Here is an 18244-nt window from a genome sequence, read left to right as displayed (position 1 = left end):
GATGAAAAGATTGTTTTTTGTTTTCGCATTCATAATTCCCCTGGTTATACATGCCCAAACCCTAAAAACAGATGTGCTGGTTATTGGCAGTGGTGATGCCGCCTATGCCGCATCTTTTCAATCGTTCAAATCGGGTGTTAAAACCATTCTCCTCACGCAAAAAGAACAACTTGATCTTAAGAAAGTTGCTGAGGGCAAGCCTGAAACAGCGACTACTTTCTATCAGGTTTTTTTAAAAAGGGAAATTGAAAATGAAAAAAGTTTGGCGGCTCCAAAACCAAAAGCAGATAAAAAGAAGCCGGTAAAAGTGACAGTAGATAGTACGCTGCTACTGAATGTAATCAACAACACGCCTTACACCGAAATTAAACGGTCAGGCAGTGGCTGGGAAGTGAAACTCACGAAAGACAAAAGTGTTAAGGCAAAAATTCTCGTACTAGCTGATAGTCCTGAAAAATTAATAGCAGCATTAAAAATTACAAGCTTAAATCCTGCTGCTTCCAACCAGTTAAATTATAACGAAAACCTGTACAGAACCTCAATAGCCAGTATTTCTTCAAATGGTGCAGGTTTTCTATCCTTGTATAACTTACTCCTCCCAAATCAGGAAAACCTTTTATATATTCCTGCCAATCAGTTTGAAATCGGACCTGCGGCTGGTGCAACCGCTGCTTATGCGGCTTTTTTCGATACGAAAACCAGCTTATCAAACCTAAAAAGGATTCAGGGCGAACTGCTCAGTTACAAACAGGCGTTGATGCCTTTTGAAGATGTAAAAATGATCGATTCTAATTGGTTAGCGATTCAAAAAGTTGGTGTAACGGGCATTCTTAAGGCCGAAATAAAACAAAATAAGGCCTATTTCAATCCGGAAAAAGAGGTTACCTATGATGAAATTAAGCAGCCGATAAAAGATTATTATTACAAGGCACAGATCTGGTTTGATGACCATCAAAATACTGCCATCACGCTAGAAAATACCATTGGCATGATTTGTTATGTGGGTAATAAATCGGTTGAGGCAACCAAAACGGAGCTGCAAAAAAAATGGAACAAAAATTACAAGTTCGTTGCTAAATACGATCTTAAAAAGGTATTAACCAGACGAGAATTTGCAGTAATCATCAACGAGTACCTCGAACCTTTTGATAAAGTGAATGTAGATAGAACCGGACAGGTAATCCGTTAACCTCACCCTATGTAAGTTAATGCAGCTACTTCTGTATTTCGTGTCCCTCTCTTCAAGGAGAGGGAATGAACAGCCTTTGCAATAAAGCATACCGTTCAGAGGGTGAGGTTGTTGTAACATTTCCATTTCCTGCTAAAATTAGCGTGTCCATTCCCTAAATTGCAGCCAAACCTAAAATTCATGAAGAAATATTTACTTTTCCTTTTGCTTTGCACGGGCGAATATGCTTTTGCACAGCAATTAGCGCCTTTAACCGTTGAGAAGATCATGCGCGATCCAAAGTGGATGGGCGTTGCACCAACTAATTTCCGCTGGACTGCAGATAGCAAAACCCTTTACTTTAACTGGAATCCTGAAAATAAAGCTAAAGAAGAATTATTCAAAGTTTCAGCAACCTCTACCAAACCCGTTAAAGCGGCAGAAAAGGAAGATGAAAAGCTTTTAAGTTTAAACTACACCTATAATACTGATCGCTCACTTGGTTTAACCGAAAAAAGCGGCGATATCTACTTACAGAATTTCAAAAGTAATAAAGAAACCCGTTTAACCAGTACACAGGAAAGAGAAAGTAGCCCGCTCTTTTTAACCAATGGAAATATTGTTTATCAATTGGGCGATAATTTATTTGAGGTTGATTTAAAATCAGCCGAAACCAAACAATTAACTAATTTTATTAAAGGCAAAAAAGCCGGAAGACCAGAAATCAAACCGGTTACCGAACAGGACAAATGGCTGAAAGCACAGCAGACCGAACTGTTCGATATCATTAAAAAGAGAAATGCTGAAACCAGAAACAGTTCGAGGACAGGAAGAGGCCGTTCTGGTGCCGCCGCCGGGGATACCAAACCATTGAAAGAACTTTATACCGAAGATAAATTTTTAAATGGCGTAAGCATTAGTCCGGATGGGCGCTTCATTACGTATAAGCTCACCACTCCGGCGCAGAATAACCACGGGACTATTGTTCCAAACTATATTACTTCTTCGGGTTATACGGAAGATATTGCGGGAAGAACCAAGGTTGGCGAAAACGAAAATGTCTCACAGGGTTTTATATACGATACCCAACGAGATACCCTCTATAATATTCAAACATCAACCATTCCAGGGATTAAAGACCTGCCTGATTACCTAAAAGATTACCCAAAAGAACTGGATACCCTAAAAAAGAAAAATGCAGATCGGCCTGTAAATTTTTTCGGTCCGCTTTGGAATGATAATGGGAGTACGGCAATTGTTGTCGCAGCTTCTACCGACAATAAAGACCGCTGGATTTTAAAGCTAGATGCCTTAACTGGTAAATTTTCTTTAATAGATCGTCAGCGCGATGAAGCCTGGATAGGTGGTCCCGGCATTAGTGGTTTTTACCAGGGCAATAGCGGATGGATAGATAACAACCGTTTCTATTACCAAAGCGAAGCTACAGGATATTCTCACCTTTATACGGTCAACATTGCCTCTGGCGATAAGAAACAACTTACCTCTGGCAAATGGGAGGTACAATCTGTTCAACTTTCTAAAGACAAGAGTACATTTTATCTTAAGACAAATAAAGAGCACCCCGGCATTACAAATTTTTATAAAATCAGTGTAAACGGTGGTGAACTTGTTCAGATTACCGCCATGAAAGGTTTGAATGAGATTACCCTCTCTCCTGATGAAAAATACATCGCCATCAATTATTCCTTTATGGATAAACCTGGTGAGTTGTATCTTCAGCCGAATAAGGTGGGTACCAAAGCGGAGAAAATCACGCAATCTACCTCTGCCGAATTCAATTCTTATAAATGGCGTCAACCGGATATGGTGAGCTTTAAAAACCGTTATGGTGCTGATGTGTATGCGCGGGTTTATAAATCAGATAATCCGCATCCAAACCATCCTGCTGTAGTTTTTGTCCACGGTGCAGGTTATCTTCAAAACGTTCACTTTGGCTGGAGCACTTACTTCCGCGAGTTTATGTTCAATAATTTACTGGCTGATAATGGCTACACAGTAATCGATATCGATTATACCGGAAGTTCTGGTTATGGTCGCGATCACCGCACAGGCATTTACCGCCACATGGGTGGAAAAGATTTAACCGACCAGGTAGATGGCGTTAAGTTTCTGGTTGAAAAATATGGTGTTAATCCTCAGCATGTTGGTTTATATGGCGGCTCTTATGGTGGTTTTATTACCTTGATGGCCATGTTTAACGAATCAGATGTTTTTGCAAGCGGCGCCGCTTTACGTTCGGTTACCGATTGGGCACATTATAACCATGGTTATACTTCAAACATCTTAAACGAACCATTTAACGATCCGATTGCATACAAAAGAAGTTCTCCTATCTATTTTGCTGATAAGTTAAAAGGCAACCTTTTAATGGCGCACGGAATGGTTGATGTGAATGTTCATTTTCAGGATATTGTTCGCATTAGCCAACGTTTTATAGAGCTAGGCAAAAACAATTGGGAACTCGCCGTTTACCCTGTTGAAGATCACGGCTTTATTGAGCCCAGCAGCTGGACAGATGAGTATAAAAGGATATTTAAACTGTATGAGAATACGTTGAAGAAGTAACCTCCCCCAACCCCTCCTTGAGGAGGGGAGCTGGACACTACCATAAAGACTTCCTGATTAAGTTATTCGGGTTCTAATCACCTACTCCCCTCCTGTTTTAGGAAGGGGGTGGGTCATAAAGCGCCAGATATAATACTACCCCAATAACCACTGGTTTTTGTTAAATAAACCCGACAGCAGTGATTCCGATTCTTCATCGGAAGTAACGGATGGCGGGACTGCAGACGTTAAAAGCATCCCTCATTCATTTCCAAAACCTCTGAATAGAAGCCGACTATACATCTTAAACACAATATAGTTTTCATCTATATCGTTATCAATAAATACAATTAACAATTAGTGAATCGGGGTTGATTGACATCTGTTTTAGCCTTACCTTTGCAGCACAAAATTAAAGACAAAAAATTATGGCAATAGTAGGTAAAAAATTCCCGAGTGTTAGTATTGATGCAATGTCAGACATGGGTGATGACTTGAAAATCAATGTATTTGAAGAAGCTGTAAACAAAAATAGCAAAGTGTTATTGTTCTGGTATCCAAAAGATTTTACTTTCGTTTGCCCTACAGAATTACACGCTTTCCAAGCTGCTTTACCTGAGTTTGAAAAAAGAAATACAATTGTAATCGGTGCATCTTGCGATACAAACGAAGTTCACTTCGCATGGTTAAATACACCGAAAGATAACGGCGGTATTGAAGGTGTTACTTATCCAATCTTAGCAGATACACACAGACAACTATCTGGCATCTTAGATATTTTAGATCAGGAAGTTAACTACGATGAAGAAGGAAATGAATCTTTCTCAGGATCAAATGTTTCTTTCAGAGCGACTTATTTAATCGACGAAACTGGTAAAGTTTTCCACGAAAGTGTTAACGATATGCCGCTAGGTAGAAACGTTAAAGAATATTTACGTTTAATCGATGCTTATGCGCACGTTCAAAAACATGGCGAAGTTTGTCCTGCAAACTGGGAAGAAGGAAAAGAAGCGATGAACGCAAACAGAACTGGCGTAGCTGAATATTTAGCTGCTAACTAATTAAATAAAACGTTATGTTTTTAGAATTAACAGAAGACAATCTTCAACAGTATTTAGCCGATAACTCAAAGGTAATGGTTCAGTATGCTGCATCCTGGTGCGGAAACTGCCGGATCATGAAACCGAAGTTTAAAAAACTGGCTTCAGAAAATGAAGATGTAGCTTTCTTGATTGTTGATGCCGAAAAACTTCCAAACTCACGCAAATTTGCAAACGTTGATAATTTACCAACTTTCGCAGCTTTTGAAGGCGGTAGCTTGGTAGATCAGGTGCAAACCAACAAAGCAGAAGGTTTAATTGAACTATTTAACAAGATAAAGTAATGAAGATTCCGGTTATAAGACAATTATTTCAAAACACCACTCCGGCACAACTGGAGACAACTCTTGAGGTTTTAGAGGCTTTCTGTGAGTTTAGAGGGGTTAGCGAACACGAAGTTGATGTTGCAGGCGAAATGATTACCAATATTTGCGGTGCCTTAGAAGTACATCAAATGGTAAGCGAAGGTGCTGCCGAAAAGGATGCATTAAATGCTTTCGGCCAAAAGGTAATGGGTTCGATTGATCGGTAATCGTCTTAAAGCTTAATCTGGCTTTTTCGAAATATAAAATCCCTCGTTGATGAAAAAATCAGCGGGGGATTTTTGTTTGTTTTTTTACTTCTCGTCATGCTGAATTTATTTTACAAGTAGAAATAGTATTTTCAATTGCCTTGTAGCTACTACGTGGTCAGCATCTTTCCTGTTATTAAAACATAAATACCTATTAAGTCTTGAATCTTTTTTTTGAAAAGCAAGGTTCGGTTTTCATCGGTTAAGGTAGTCCTGCTGTACATTTTAGTCCCGATTAAAAAATCAGGAGCTGCCATTTCCATCAGGTTTATGTGGCCAGGTTTGTCATGCTGAGCGCAGTAACAATCCAACAAAATGGAGTGAGCATGATTAAAATTTAATTGATACTTTTAGATTATGAACACGCTGCTCAAAATAGGAGAATGGTCTTGGACAATAATCTTCGGCGGCATCATATTAATGGAACTCATGATGATTGCGAATCATGAGCTACGTTTTTACAGATCTCATATTTCATTACTGCTATTTATTATCCTTTTGTTCTTTCATCGTAACTGGTTATCGTGGCTATTTATGGTTTTATTATGCGTCTATGGCCTTTATGACTTATTTGTTTATGCACCTACAGCAAGTGATGCAACAAGAATGGATTTTGGGTTTAGAACGTGTTATTTCTGCTATGAAAACATACGGATCAAACGCATTTGTTATTTTGCTCAACTTTCGCCATTTCTATTTTACTTCTTTACACTGATCTTTTATTTCACAAAACCTGTTAGAAAAAGATATTTTAACCCTGATAGCTTGAAACATTCTTCTTCATTATAAAAAGGTCTATGAGGACACAGACCTTGGAGTATATTTTAACTTATTATGTTGGTCGGGATTTAAAATCCCGACCTCTGAGCTTTGGATTTATAATCCACTCTCATAAGGATTACAAATCCTTTACTCTTAAATCGGGATTGCAAATCCCGACTAACGAAAAATCCCTCGTTGATGAAAAAATCAGCGAGGGATTTTTGCTTGTTTTTTTACTTCTCGTCATGCTGAATTTATTTTACAAGTAGAAATAGTATTTTCAATTGCCTTGTAGCTACTACGTGGTCAGCATCTTTCCTGTTATTAAGACCCTGAACTGAATTCAGGGTGACGCCCGAATATTTCTAACAAAAAAAGGTCTGTGAGGACACTGACCTTGGATTATATTTAAAACATCGCAGTTTTATGAAACCTGGAGCTTCGTTTTAAATATTAAGCTAAATTCCTACCTGCATTTACAATACCAAATACCGTTCTTACTGCAAGCTTTTCTAAAGCCTGCTGGTCTTTCTCGTTCTGATTGTGCTGCAGTTTCTCTAAAGCAAAATGCTGAATGAGTACCAGTGGTAAAATAATTTTTTCGCGGGTGGCGATCGATTTTTTATCTACCGGATAATTCGCCATTAATGTTGGCTGTCCGGAGAGTTTTAAAAGCATCTCCTTCGCTAATTCGAATTCGTTGTGTAGTTGAGTCCAAAAAGCACCAAATTCTTTATCTGCGGCTAAATGCGCCGTAATGGTAAAGTCTGATTTGCTCATACTCATCATACAGTTATCTACAATGGTTTTCAGGTAATCAGAGTCCTGGTAAACTTTAACTACTTTATCCCAATTACCAGCTTTTTCCTGGTTTTTCAACGCTGTTCCCATTCCATAAAAACCAGGAACGTTTTGTTTCAGCATACTCCAGGCCGTAACAAAACTAATAGCCCTTAAATCTTCGAGTTTCATCTCACCCCCACCATTTCTTTTTACCGGACGACTACTAATGTTCGCCTGCGACAAAAGTTTTAAAGGAGACAATTTTTCTAAATAACTCACAAATAACGGATGCTCACGCAAATCGACAAAAACCTTATAACTTTCTTCAGCCATCTCATCAAGCAGGGTTTTATTTTCAGGATCTAAAAGAATATTGTGTTTCTCTTTCAATCCAGAGGTTAATCCGGCATTGATTAATTGTTCGATATTAAATTCTGCACTTTCTACAGATCCGTATTGTGAACTAATTGTCTGTCCCTGAACGGTTAACTGCATGTTTTTATTGGCAATTTCTTTACCCATTGAAGCGTAAAAACGGTGTGTTTTACCTCCGCCACGTGCAGGCGGTCCTCCACGGCCATCAAAAAAGGCCAATTGAATATTATGTTTTGCAGCAACAGCCGATAGAGAGGTTTTTCCGTTAAAAATAGACCAGTTGGCCATTAAATAACCACCATCTTTGGTACTGTCAGAATAACCAAGCATAATATGCTGTTTATTTCCACGGCTGGCCAAATGGGCTTTATAAAATGGATTACTGTAAAGCGTTTCCATAATTGCCGCGGCTCCTTTTAAATCGTTAACCGTTTCAAAAAGCGGCACAAAATCAATCGTTAAGGATTCTTTACTCCAGCCATTCCAAAGGAAAAGCTCAATCAATTGCAAAATATCGCTTGCTTGCTGGCAATTACTGATAATAAAACGGTGACAGGCTTTTTCACCATTACGGCTTTGAATGCCTTTAATTTCTTTGATTACTTCGATTGTATCCTTTGTCAGGGCATCGGGCTCGCTTGCGTAAACAATGGTTGCCTCTTTAAAAGAAATTAAAGCTAATTTCTCTGCTTCTGATAGCTTATCATAATCAGCAGGATATAAAGAAGATATTGGTTTATTGGCGCGGCAGTAAGCATGTACATTCCTCAGCACACGGCTATCCTGACGGATATCAAGTGAAGCAAAGTAGTTGCCATACAAATCTATTTTACGGATCAGATCGTTAACCAAATCAACAAATAAACCATCGTGTTCGGCCAGCAATGTTTCCTTAATTTTATTTAGGTTATCCCTTAACTCGTTAGAAATATCATGGAGCTCGCAAGTTTGATCGAAAGCATTCAGATACAATACATCATGTAGTTTTGCGATATTCTCTTCAACGCCTCTAAAAGTAATGCGGCGTTTAATTACCCTGAAATCGCGGTAATAACAACGGAACAGGATCTGGCGCAACATTTTAGAAACCTCCAGGGTGGTATCGGCATGAATGTTCGGATTTCCGTCTCTATCGCCTCCTGGCCAGAAACCCAGCTCTAAAATTTTCTTGGTTTCCAGGTTGTATTCATCCAGGTTCTGATCGATCTCTTCCTGTATGTTCGCAGCAGCAAAGTAAAATGTATTCTCCAGGAACCAGGCAAGGTTTAAGGCCTCATCAACCGGTGTTGGCGATTTTTTATTAAAAAACGGCGTTTTACCCAATTGCTGCAATAACGAGTTCATCGAAGTAAGGTCGTTATCACGAATGGCTTTGGTTAAATCGGTAATAATGGCCAATACACTTCCCGGATAAAACTGGGTTGGGTGTGCAGTTAGAACTAAACGAAGCGAAAGTTCATCAATCAATTTCTCAATTTTTGATAACACGGGTTTGTTATCGGCATTCTTTTTTAAGATGAATGCCAGTGTACTCTGCTCGTCAGTCGTATTGAGTTTGGTAAAAGAAGCATCTTCTACGGCATCAAAGAGTACCACCTGACGTTCGATATACTGGATAAAACGAAAGAGCAGGTCAACAATATCTTTGCGCTCGGTATAACTGGTATACTTGGCGAAAAATTCTTCGATAATCTGTGCAGGTTTTTCTCCGTTTGCAATGCCTTCTTCACAGCTCTTAAAAAATAGCGGAAGCAGGGTTCCGGTGTCTTTAATTTTGTAAAAAGGCAAGGTGAGAAATAAACTGTTAAATAGTTCGAATTTTGAGATGACCTCATTATTAAAAATAGATTCTCGTTGCGTAGTTAAACGAAGTTTAGGCATAGCTTATGCAATAGTTTTGTATACCGTAATACTACAAAAAATGCATAAGGTATTAAAATTCTAAGGCTTACAATTTGGAAAATTGTAGAATAAATTTTAATTTTAGAATCTTATTTGGCCACTATGTGGTTAAGTAAGAACATTTGCAATGTTTAAGGGCATTGCATTGATTGTTAATTTTTTGGGTTAAAACAGCCGATGTAATAAAATACACCGGCTGTTTTTGTTTTTTGCCATTTTTTATGGCATTTCTTTGCAAATTTTAGTGCACATCGGCAGGAATGTTTGCATTTTTCTTAAACTTTTGAAGATACAGCAGTGGAATGGAGAACAACATGATCAATCCTGCAACCCAATATGCATCGTCATAAGTAAGTAACATGGTTTGTCGGGTGACAATTCCTTCCATCGCTTTTGCAGCCATAATTTTAGCATCGAACAGCGTTTGTCCTTTTGCCATAAAACCTTTGATTAAACCGTTAAAACGATCAACAAATGGCTGGTTATAATCATTTACATTCGACAATAAAACGCTTCTGTGGAAACCTGAACGAATGTGGATTAACGTCGTTAACGCAGCGATACCAAATGAACCGCCCAACTGGCGCATCATATTGTTCAGACCTGAACCCTGGCCAATTTCTGGTCCTTTCAGATCCTGGATGGCCAATGTTGTTAATGGTACAAATAATAAGGCCATACCCACACCCCTGATAACCAATGGCCAGAAGAAATCGCCAGTTCCTGATTGTAGCGTCGAATTGCTCAACATCCAACAGAAAATAAAGAATGCAAGCATCCCGAACGTAGCCATAATTTGTGCTGGAACACCTTTTTTAAGCATAATACCAATAAAAGGCATCATGACAATGGTACACAAACCACCTGGAAATAAGATTTCTCCGGTTTGTAAAGGCGAAAATCCTAACAAATTCTGACAGAATACCGGAAATACGAATACAGAACCATATAAACCAAAACCTAAAATAAATGAGGTAAACATACCCACAGAGAAACTTCTGTGTCTCATAATTTTAAAGTTCACAATCGGGTGGTCGGTGGTCATCTCTCTCCAAATGAAGAGCAACAAACCAAATACCGATGCAACAGCCAATGCGGTAATGTATGGTGTAGCAAACCAGTCTTCGCTCTCTCCTTTTTCCAATAAGGTTTGTAAACTACCTACTGCAATAGCCAATAATGCGATACCCCACCAATCGACAGGTTGCCCCTGCCCTGATTTCGGGGTTGCCCGAACAAAGGTGTACGTACAGTAGGCCGCGAGTATTCCGACGGGAATATTTACATAAAAGATCCAGGGCCACGAACTGATTTCCAAAATATATCCACCGATGGTTGGGCCTACAGTTGGTCCAACTACTGCACCCAGACCAAACAAGGCGGTTGCAATACCCACATCTTCACGTGGCCAGGTTTCAATTAAAATAGCTTGCGCTGTTGATATTAAACCACCACCGGCCAAACCCTGAATAATCCTGAATAAAATAAGCTCATTCAATGACGTAGCGTTTCCGCATAAAAAGGAAACTAATGTAAAAACGATGATGGAGGTAAGAAAGTAATTTTTCCTGCCGAATCGGTTACCCAACCAGCCCGACATTGGCAATACGATAACATTCGCTACCGCATAGCCGGTAGAAAGCCAGGCCACATCCTCAAGGGTTGCGCCCAGGTTTCCCTGTATTTGTGGAATTGCCACGTTTACGATAGTCGTATCAATCAGCTCCAATAAAGAAGCTGTGATTACCGTAAACGTAATAATCCACTTTTTTAAACCTACTTCGGCCATTTTAAATATTATTTAGTAGATACTGATGCTTTAACGCTCATACCTGGGCGTAACTTAGCCAACAGTTCTTTTGATGGATGGATTTTGATTTTTACCGGAACGCGTTGAACAACTTTAACAAAGTTACCGGTCGCATTATCAGGAGGTAATAAAGATCCTTTTGCACCAGTAATTGGCGAGAAATTATATACTTCACCATGGATTTTTTCGTCTGGATAAGCATCAACCTCGATCTCAACTTTAGATCCTTCTTTAATTTTCTCTAACTGTGTTTCTTTAAAGTTTGCGGTTACATAAATGCTTCCGTCATTCACGATAGAGAATAAAGATTGACCAGCCTGAACCAATTGTCCTTTTTGAACATTCTTTTTAGATACAATACCGGTTGCAGGGGCTTTGATATCGGTATAGGATAATTGAAGCTTTGCAAAATCGATATCGCTTTGACGCTGGCTGATTACATTGCTGCTCACCGCTAACTGCGATTGCGTAGTACCAACCTGTTTAACCGCAGCATTGTATTGATCTTGCGCTGCGCGGTATGCTGCCAGGGCAGATTGTCTTGCTGCTTCTGCAGACTCCTTATTTGCTTTAGCCTGATCGAAAGCCTGTTGTGTGATCGAACCGTCTTTCACCAGGTTTTCATAACGGTTATAATCTTTCTGCGCTAGATTTACTTTAACATTTGCAGCCTGAACATTTGATTTTGCTGCATCAACGTTTGCTTTTGCAGTACCCGTATTCGCCTGGGTAGCCACAATTTGCGATTCAGCCACACCAACACCTGCGCTCGCCCCTTTCTGACCAGATTGGGCCTGTTCTAATTTAACTTTATAATCGTTGTCATCAAGTTTCACTAAAATCTGTCCTTCAGTGACGTGTGTATTTTCTTCAAAATTGATATCCTTTACATAACCGCCAACACGTGCAACAACCGGACTGATATCACCATCAATCTGCGCATCATCCGTATCTACGTGTTTGCTATAATAATTCCATTCTGTAATCCCGAAGATTATGCCTATTACTAGTAAAACGCCTAAAATGATGGGTACTACTATGTTCTTTTTTTTCTTTTCAGTTGTCATTGCTGTATTTATTGCGTTATTTTTCCTGTTGATTTTAGTAGGGTATAGTAAGCCAAACCTGCGTCTGCTTTAGCTATCTCTAAGTTTATTTTTGCCTGGTACAATAAAGTTTCTGCATCGATACGATCAGTAACCGAAGCCACATTGTTTTTGTATTTAGATGCCAATAACTTATCGTTTTCGGTTGCCTGGGCAATTGAAGTTTCCAATACCTGGATTTTGTTCATCGCCACCTGGTATCCCTGGAAGTTTTTGTTGATATCTGTTTTTACCTGATCAGATAAGATATCTTTCTGAATGGTAATTGCACTTTGCTGAATTTTCGCTTCGCTTACCTTGTTTTTGTTTGTCCAAAGGTTACCGAAATTCCAGGAAACGGTTGCACCTAATGTAACAGGCATTAAATATTGGTTTGTTGGCGGGATAAAATTGCCACTTGGGTTAATGTAATATAAGTTAGCACCAACACCAACGGTAGGCAGCGTATTTGCTTTAATGGTTTTAATGTTAAAATCGGCAACTTTGTTTTGCACATCAAGTTGTTTTAACTCCTGGCGATTAGCCATTGCCTGGCCAATGTATTCGTTTAACGAGCCCGGCGTTTTTAAGCCGGCGGTTGGATCAACAATTTTAACTTCGGTATCTTCTGGTAAACCCAAAAGGATATCTAAATTGTAGTTGATCACTTTACGGTTACTCTCGATATCCATTTGTGTTAGCGTAACATTTGCCTGTTGCAATTGGAAACGCAACACATCGTTTTTGGTTACAATGCCTTGTTCGAAGAAACGTTGTGCCTGTTTAATCTGTGCAGCAATTGATTCTAAATTCTGATCAACCACTTTTCTGCTCTGCAATACTTTGTATAAAGCGTAATAGGTATTGATTACTGCATAAGTGATTTCTTCCTTGCTTTTATCGGCATCTAAACGTGCTACGTCAGCCAATAACTTTGTCGATTCTTTTGCGTATCTTAATTTACCCCCGCCGTACACCAATTCCTGCACTGCTGCAGTTCCGACAAAAGCATCGGCTCTTTTAGGCAGGTGGAAAGAGGATTCGCTACCTGGTAATGTAAAAGTAGTGGTGGGTATTTCAGCATGGTTGTACATGAAACTTGCATTTGCTGTTGGCAAAACATTGTCTTTTACAACTTCAAGCTGCGCTACCGCCTGATCGATTTTATTTTGGGAAAGTTTTAAGTTTTTACTGTTGGCTATGCCGAGTTCTATTGCCTGATTGATATTTAATTCCTTCGCACTTTGTGCAAATAAGGCTGCAGGAATTAATGATGCCACAAGCATTAATCTAATTGATTTTGGGATCATTTTTTTGTTGTTAAATAAACGGTTGTTAGATCTTGTAAGTGAGCGATTGCCCGGTCTCTGATAATTTTTTTGTCTTTCGGATTGTTCAGATCGAAGTTAGAACAAGGCATTACCTTATTCGGCGCAATAACGATATTGGTAATGGTACCCATAATCGTCGCAATTACCATCCGTACATCTACTTTGTTAAAACTACCATCTTCAATTCCACCGGTAATAATGCGATCGATCAGCTGCATATTATGACTCATGGCATCTTTAATCTTATCGTACATTTCGGGCCTTTGGGTTAAAGAAAGTTCGCGGTGCATCATTTTATGGAATGCCGTGTTATTCAGGATTCTGTTTACGTATCCTTCTATCACCCTGTGCAATTTCTCCAATGCCGAAATCTTATCCTCATTGATGATTTTTAACTGAGAGGCAAAACTTGCAATACGCTCGTTCATGATCTCTACAAAAACCCCTTCTTTAGAACCGAAATAATAATTTATCATCGCCATATTCGCTCCAGATTCTTTGGCAATCTGGCGGGTAGAAGTTCCCTCATACCCGGTCTCGCAGAACAGCTTTTCTGCTGCCTCAAGAATGGCCTGTCTTTTATCTACTTTTTCTGTTTTCATTTCTTTTTTGACGACACAAAATTAATCAAACGATTGATTAATTTCCAAATGTTTACCTACTTCTTTTACATTATCTTGATAAAACCCTAATTTTAAATGAAATAATCACTCATCATAATGAAAAATAAGTTCTTCCTGGCCTTAACCTTCTCGTTTGTCTTATGCTTCTTATGTTCATTTATGGCTGTCCAGCGAAAAATTCAACAAAGCTGGATCAGGATTAATTTGCTGGGTTACCCTACCGAAAGCATTAAAGTTGCCGTGTGGGCAAGCAAAACGGGTGAGCTACCTGCCAAATTTGAGATTATCACAAAAGAGACCAACCAGGTGGTTTATACCTCAACCAATATTAAAAGTTTTAGCCATTATGGTCCTTTTAGCCAAACGGCCCGATTAAATTTCAGTGATTTTAAAAGTAAAGGAAGTTTCTACCTTAGGGCAAATGGTATTCTTTCTCCCCTATTGCTCATCAATAATAACGTTTATGAGGGTGCTGCAGATTTCTGCTTACAATATATGCGCCAGCAACGAAGTGGTTTTAATCCCTACCTGAAAGATAGCTGCCATACGCATGATGGCTTTGTTTTATATGGCGCTAAAGCTGGCCTTAAAGACAGTACACATATTGATGCTTCCGGTGGCTGGCACGATGCAAGTGATTACCTGCAGTATTCAACCACCTCTGCCAATGCGACCTATCATTTATTAATGGCTTATCGCGATTTTCCAAAAGTCTTTAACGATCAGCAGCTGGCCAATGGTTTAGACGGAAAAAACGGAATTGCTGATGTGCTGGACGAAGCAAAATGGGGTTTGGATTGGTTGCTGAAAATGCATCCCCTGAAAAACATCATGTTTAACCAACTGGCCGATGACCGCGATCATATCAGCATGCGGATTCCGAAAGAAGACAGTCAATATGGAAAAGGTTTTGAGCGCCCACTCTATTTTATTACCGGCGAACCGCAGCAACGCGGTAAGTTTATGAATAACACCACCGGTACATCTTCTACAGCCGCTAAATTTACGAGCGCTTTTAATTTGGGCTCGGTTTTATTTAAAGGGCGTGATCGTGCTTACGCCCAAACCCTTGCTAAAAAAGCCAAAACGGCCTATATATTTGCATTACAAAAACCTGGGGTAACACAAACTGCATCCGTAAAATCGCCATACATTTATGCTGAAGACAATTGGGTTGACGATATGGAACTGGCCGAAACCTCATTCAATTTCGGAAGAGAAAAAGCCGATCAAAAGAAAATAAAACTGGCCTTAAACTATGCCCGGCAAGAAAGCACCACACCCTGGCTACAAAAAGACACCGCAGCGCATTATCAATATTATCCATTCATCAACCTTGGTCACTACGAAATTGCCCGGCAAGATTTAAAAGACAGAACAGCTATTAATTATTATCAGGAAGGAATAAAGCAAGTTTGGAACCGCGCAAAAAACAACGCTTTTTACCGTGGTGTTCCTTTTATCTGGTGCAGCAACAATTTAACCGTTTCTTTCGCCATACAATGCCATTGGTATGCAACCTTAAGTGGCGATAAAACTTATTCCGAGCTTGAACAAGCCAATTTCGACTGGCTTTTTGGTTGTAATCCATGGGGAACGAGTATGGTTTACGGCTTGCCTCAATGGGGAGATACACCAGCCGATCCGCACTCGGCCTTTACCCATTTAAAGAATTATCCCATAAACGGCGGATTGGTTGACGGACCCGTTTACACCAATATTTATAAAGGTTTAATCGGGATCAAGCTCAATGATAGTGATGAATATGCTGACTTTCAGAGCGATCTGGCTGTTTACCATGATGATTATGGCGATTATAGCACCAACGAACCCACAATGGATGGAACCGCATCGCTAATCTATTTACTGGCAGCAAAAGAAGCACAGGCTTATCCCCTGGCCGACCATAAAACTTACAGCTACGGCGCCATCATCCGGGGCGATTCTACCCAAAAGAAAATCTACCTGGTTTTTACAGGTGACGAATATGCGGATGGCGCTGAAACAATAAGCAAAGTGCTGGCGCAAGAGAAAGTTAAAGCGTCTTTTTTTCTTACCGGAAATTTTTATCGGAATCCAAATTTTAATTCATTGATTAAAAAACTAAAGAATGATGGTCATTACCTCGGCCCGCATTCTGACCAGCATTTATTGTACTGCGACTGGAATAAACGCGACAGTCTCCTGGTGACCAAAACAGGTTTCGAAACCGATTTAAACAAAAATTATCAGGCAATGGCAAATTTTGGGATTAACAAAGAAGCGGCAGGCTATTTTTTACCTCCCTACGAATGGTATAACCAAACCATCGCCGACTGGGCAAAAGCACAGGGCCTGCAACTGATTAATTTTACTCCGGGCACACGATCCAACGCCGATTACACTTATCCCGAAATGGGGAAAAGTTATCGATCGAGCGATGAGATATACAGATCGATTACTGCTTTTAACGAAACCAAGCCCAATGGTTTAAATGGTTTTATCTTGTTGCTGCACATCGGTACTGATGCCCGAAGAACTGATAAATTTTATAACAGGCTGGCAGAATTGATTACTTATCTGAAAAGGGCTGATTATAAATTGGCTAGAATTGATAATTAATTAGAATATTGGGCATAATGACAAATTAAAATTTAAAATAAATATTAACTTTGCCTCCAAATAACAAAAAACATGAGTGTACAAGAGAACAGCAGCAATAATTTCAACTGGTTATATTATGCTTTAGGTTTATTCTTCGGAGTTTTAACTGGAGCAATCATTACGCAAAACTATATTTTCGCTTTGTTAGGTGGTGTTTTAGGTCTGTTAACAGCAGGTTTATTCTTAAACGCTATCGTAAAAGGAAGAAAATACTAGTTTTTAGCCCTTTTATACCAATAAATCCTTTTAAGGATTAAAAATTAATCCCACAGCAAATGAGGCCATTGTGATTTTACGAACAGCTGTAAAATCATGATTGCTCATCGCTACTGAAAACAAAAACCTACAAATGAAAAATATCTTCATTGTTGTTTTCGCTCTTATTTGTTTTAGCGCAAAGGCCCAACAAGCCCCTACTGCTGAAGTAAAATTTCCTGTTGCAGACCCAAGCCCTGCAGATATTGTTTATTTTCCGCTTAATGCCCCAAAGGCAAAGGCTGGAGATCTGACAAAACCGGTGATAAAGATTGTTTATTCGCGCCCACAGAAAAAAGGCCGTGATATTTTTGGCGTTTTAGAACAATACGGAACCGTTTGGCGTTTTGGTGCCAACGAAAGTACAGAAGTTCGTTTCTTCAAAAAAGTAAACATTGGCGGCAAAAAAATCAAAGCAGGTACGTATAGCTTATTCGCTATCCCAAACAAAGATTCCTGGACTATTATTGTAAATAGCGAAACGGATAAATGGGGCGCTTTTACCTACAATCAGGCTAAAGATATTGTTCGTGTAAATGTTCCGGTTAAAACCCTGGCTAAACCGATCGAATATTTCTCCTTAACCTTTACCGAAATTACCGGAGGTGCGAATCTGGTTATTGGCTGGGACAGAACGCAGGTAGAATTACCCATTCATTTTTAAGTCGAAAAGAAAGAAAAATATAAAGTCCCGGTTATGGCCGGGACTTTTTTTGTTTTAAATCGTTTTGTTCTTTGGTGGAACTTAGGGAATTAATGCTAATTTGAAACCAGCTTTTTAGCTTCGCTTTCGCTGCTGATAAACACTTTATATACCTGAGTAATTTTCCATTCGCCTTCTTTATCTTTTTCCATGATGACAAAGTTTTGTTGTGCGCCATCAAATAATTCGTAATTAATATCTACACGTGCAATTACCAGGGCATCGGTTTCAGAAACAATAGTAGAACTGATATTACAATCGCGCTGAATGACGCCTTCATTTTTCTTCATCTGGTTTAACACATCACTCGCTTTATGTTTAATTACCCTTACATCTCTATTCGAAGTAAAAACAGCATCCTCACTTAAAACAGCTTTTAACTTTTTATAATCAGAGTTCATATAGCTGTCCATATAATAATTGATAACTGATTTATGGCTTGCAGTTGGTTTTTCAGCTGCAAAAACATTATTTGTGATTGTAATACCTAGTAATAAAATCACCAAAGCTTTTAGTCTCATAACTATCTGTGTTTTTTTATTAAATGTCGGCTGGAATAAAGAAAAAT

General features: G+C 39.2%; 14 protein-coding genes. 8 read left to right on the top strand and 6 right to left on the bottom strand.

Annotated elements, in window-relative coordinates; genetic code table 11:
* Position 1: 1 nt before the first annotated feature.
* The 5 genes from AC07YT_RS12885 to AC07YT_RS12865 all read left to right on the top strand — a co-directional run bounded on the left by AC07YT_RS12885 (position 2) and on the right by AC07YT_RS12865 (position 5365).
* Complete coding sequence (locus AC07YT_RS12885; RefSeq protein WP_086548506.1) at positions 2–1189, top strand: hypothetical protein; 1188 nt, start codon at positions 2–4, stop codon at positions 1187–1189.
* A 180-nt stretch (positions 1190–1369) separates the two neighbouring features.
* A complete protein-coding gene (locus AC07YT_RS12880; protein WP_494945344.1) occupies positions 1370–3754 on the top strand; it encodes a S9 family peptidase in 2385 nt (794 codons plus the stop codon).
* Between the two features lie 407 nt (positions 3755–4161).
* Entirely contained in the window at positions 4162–4794 is a 633-nt protein-coding gene (locus tag AC07YT_RS12875) for a peroxiredoxin (RefSeq protein WP_025141704.1), read from the top strand.
* 14 nt (positions 4795–4808) lie between these two features.
* Entirely contained in the window at positions 4809–5117 is a 309-nt protein-coding gene (locus tag AC07YT_RS12870) for a thioredoxin family protein (protein ID WP_025141703.1), read from the top strand.
* A complete protein-coding gene (locus AC07YT_RS12865) occupies positions 5117–5365 on the top strand; it encodes a DUF6952 family protein (RefSeq protein WP_010599336.1) in 249 nt (82 codons plus the stop codon). The genes AC07YT_RS12870 and AC07YT_RS12865 overlap by 1 nt, the downstream gene beginning before the upstream one ends.
* Before the next feature lie 1254 nt (positions 5366–6619).
* Here AC07YT_RS12865 and AC07YT_RS12860 read toward each other — a convergent pair.
* The 5 genes from AC07YT_RS12860 to AC07YT_RS12840 all read right to left on the bottom strand — a co-directional run bounded on the left by AC07YT_RS12860 (position 6620) and on the right by AC07YT_RS12840 (position 14054).
* A complete protein-coding gene (locus AC07YT_RS12860) occupies positions 6620–9205 on the bottom strand; it encodes a phosphoenolpyruvate carboxylase (protein ID WP_086548504.1) in 2586 nt (861 codons plus the stop codon).
* Between the two features lie 262 nt (positions 9206–9467).
* Complete coding sequence (locus AC07YT_RS12855; RefSeq protein WP_086548503.1) at positions 9468–11015, bottom strand: DHA2 family efflux MFS transporter permease subunit; 1548 nt, start codon at positions 11013–11015, stop codon at positions 9468–9470.
* Positions 11016–11023: 8 nt separating this feature from the next.
* Positions 11024–12103, bottom strand: a complete 1080-nt coding sequence (locus tag AC07YT_RS12850; RefSeq protein ID WP_086548502.1) for an HlyD family secretion protein — start codon at positions 12101–12103, stop codon at positions 11024–11026.
* Between the two features lie 8 nt (positions 12104–12111).
* On the bottom strand, positions 12112–13431 hold the full coding sequence (locus AC07YT_RS12845; protein WP_086548501.1) for a TolC family protein: 1320 nt from the start codon (positions 13429–13431) through the stop codon (positions 12112–12114).
* Complete coding sequence (locus tag AC07YT_RS12840) at positions 13428–14054, bottom strand: TetR/AcrR family transcriptional regulator (protein ID WP_086548500.1); 627 nt, start codon at positions 14052–14054, stop codon at positions 13428–13430. The genes AC07YT_RS12845 and AC07YT_RS12840 overlap by 4 nt, the downstream gene beginning before the upstream one ends.
* A 117-nt stretch (positions 14055–14171) precedes the next feature.
* Here AC07YT_RS12840 and AC07YT_RS12835 point away from each other — a divergent pair, with 117 nt between their 5' ends.
* The 3 genes from AC07YT_RS12835 to AC07YT_RS12825 all read left to right on the top strand — a co-directional run bounded on the left by AC07YT_RS12835 (position 14172) and on the right by AC07YT_RS12825 (position 17637).
* On the top strand, positions 14172–16676 hold the full coding sequence (locus AC07YT_RS12835) for a bifunctional glycoside hydrolase family 9 protein/polysaccharide deacetylase (RefSeq protein WP_086548499.1): 2505 nt from the start codon (positions 14172–14174) through the stop codon (positions 16674–16676).
* A 72-nt stretch (positions 16677–16748) separates the two neighbouring features.
* Positions 16749–16934, top strand: coding sequence for a hypothetical protein (locus AC07YT_RS12830; protein WP_025141696.1), 186 nt, complete (start codon positions 16749–16751; stop codon positions 16932–16934).
* 133 nt (positions 16935–17067) lie between these two features.
* The gene (locus AC07YT_RS12825; protein ID WP_086549466.1) at positions 17068–17637 is read left to right on the top strand and encodes a DUF2911 domain-containing protein; all 570 of its coding nucleotides are present in this window, start codon (positions 17068–17070) and stop codon (positions 17635–17637) included.
* A gap of 95 nt (positions 17638–17732) precedes the next feature.
* Here AC07YT_RS12825 and AC07YT_RS12820 read toward each other — a convergent pair whose 3' ends face one another.
* Positions 17733–18197, bottom strand: coding sequence for a Cif family virulence factor (locus AC07YT_RS12820; protein ID WP_145954291.1), 465 nt, complete (start codon positions 18195–18197; stop codon positions 17733–17735).
* Positions 18198–18244: the final 47 nt, after the last annotated feature.

It is taken from the genome of Pedobacter sp. GW460-11-11-14-TSB4 (genome assembly GCF_059423705.1).
This window is presented reverse-complemented; position numbering and strand designations above follow the sequence as displayed.

Coding starts and splice junctions, on each gene's coding strand:
- AC07YT_RS12885 (WP_086548506.1), top strand. CDS start 2: ATGAAAAGATTGTTTTTTGTTTTCGCATTCATAATTCCCCTGGTTATA.
- AC07YT_RS12880 (WP_494945344.1), top strand. CDS start 1,370: ATGAAGAAATATTTACTTTTCCTTTTGCTTTGCACGGGCGAATATGCT.
- AC07YT_RS12875 (WP_025141704.1), top strand. CDS start 4,162: ATGGCAATAGTAGGTAAAAAATTCCCGAGTGTTAGTATTGATGCAATG.
- AC07YT_RS12870 (WP_025141703.1), top strand. CDS start 4,809: ATGTTTTTAGAATTAACAGAAGACAATCTTCAACAGTATTTAGCCGAT.
- AC07YT_RS12865 (WP_010599336.1), top strand. CDS start 5,117: ATGAAGATTCCGGTTATAAGACAATTATTTCAAAACACCACTCCGGCA.
- AC07YT_RS12860 (WP_086548504.1), bottom strand. CDS start 9,205: ATGCCTAAACTTCGTTTAACTACGCAACGAGAATCTATTTTTAATAAT.
- AC07YT_RS12855 (WP_086548503.1), bottom strand. CDS start 11,015: ATGGCCGAAGTAGGTTTAAAAAAGTGGATTATTACGTTTACGGTAATC.
- AC07YT_RS12850 (WP_086548502.1), bottom strand. CDS start 12,103: ATGACAACTGAAAAGAAAAAAAAGAACATAGTAGTACCCATCATTTTA.
- AC07YT_RS12845 (WP_086548501.1), bottom strand. CDS start 13,431: ATGATCCCAAAATCAATTAGATTAATGCTTGTGGCATCATTAATTCCT.
- AC07YT_RS12840 (WP_086548500.1), bottom strand. CDS start 14,054: ATGAAAACAGAAAAAGTAGATAAAAGACAGGCCATTCTTGAGGCAGCA.
- AC07YT_RS12835 (WP_086548499.1), top strand. CDS start 14,172: ATGAAAAATAAGTTCTTCCTGGCCTTAACCTTCTCGTTTGTCTTATGC.
- AC07YT_RS12830 (WP_025141696.1), top strand. CDS start 16,749: ATGAGTGTACAAGAGAACAGCAGCAATAATTTCAACTGGTTATATTAT.
- AC07YT_RS12825 (WP_086549466.1), top strand. CDS start 17,068: ATGAAAAATATCTTCATTGTTGTTTTCGCTCTTATTTGTTTTAGCGCA.
- AC07YT_RS12820 (WP_145954291.1), bottom strand. CDS start 18,197: ATGAGACTAAAAGCTTTGGTGATTTTATTACTAGGTATTACAATCACA.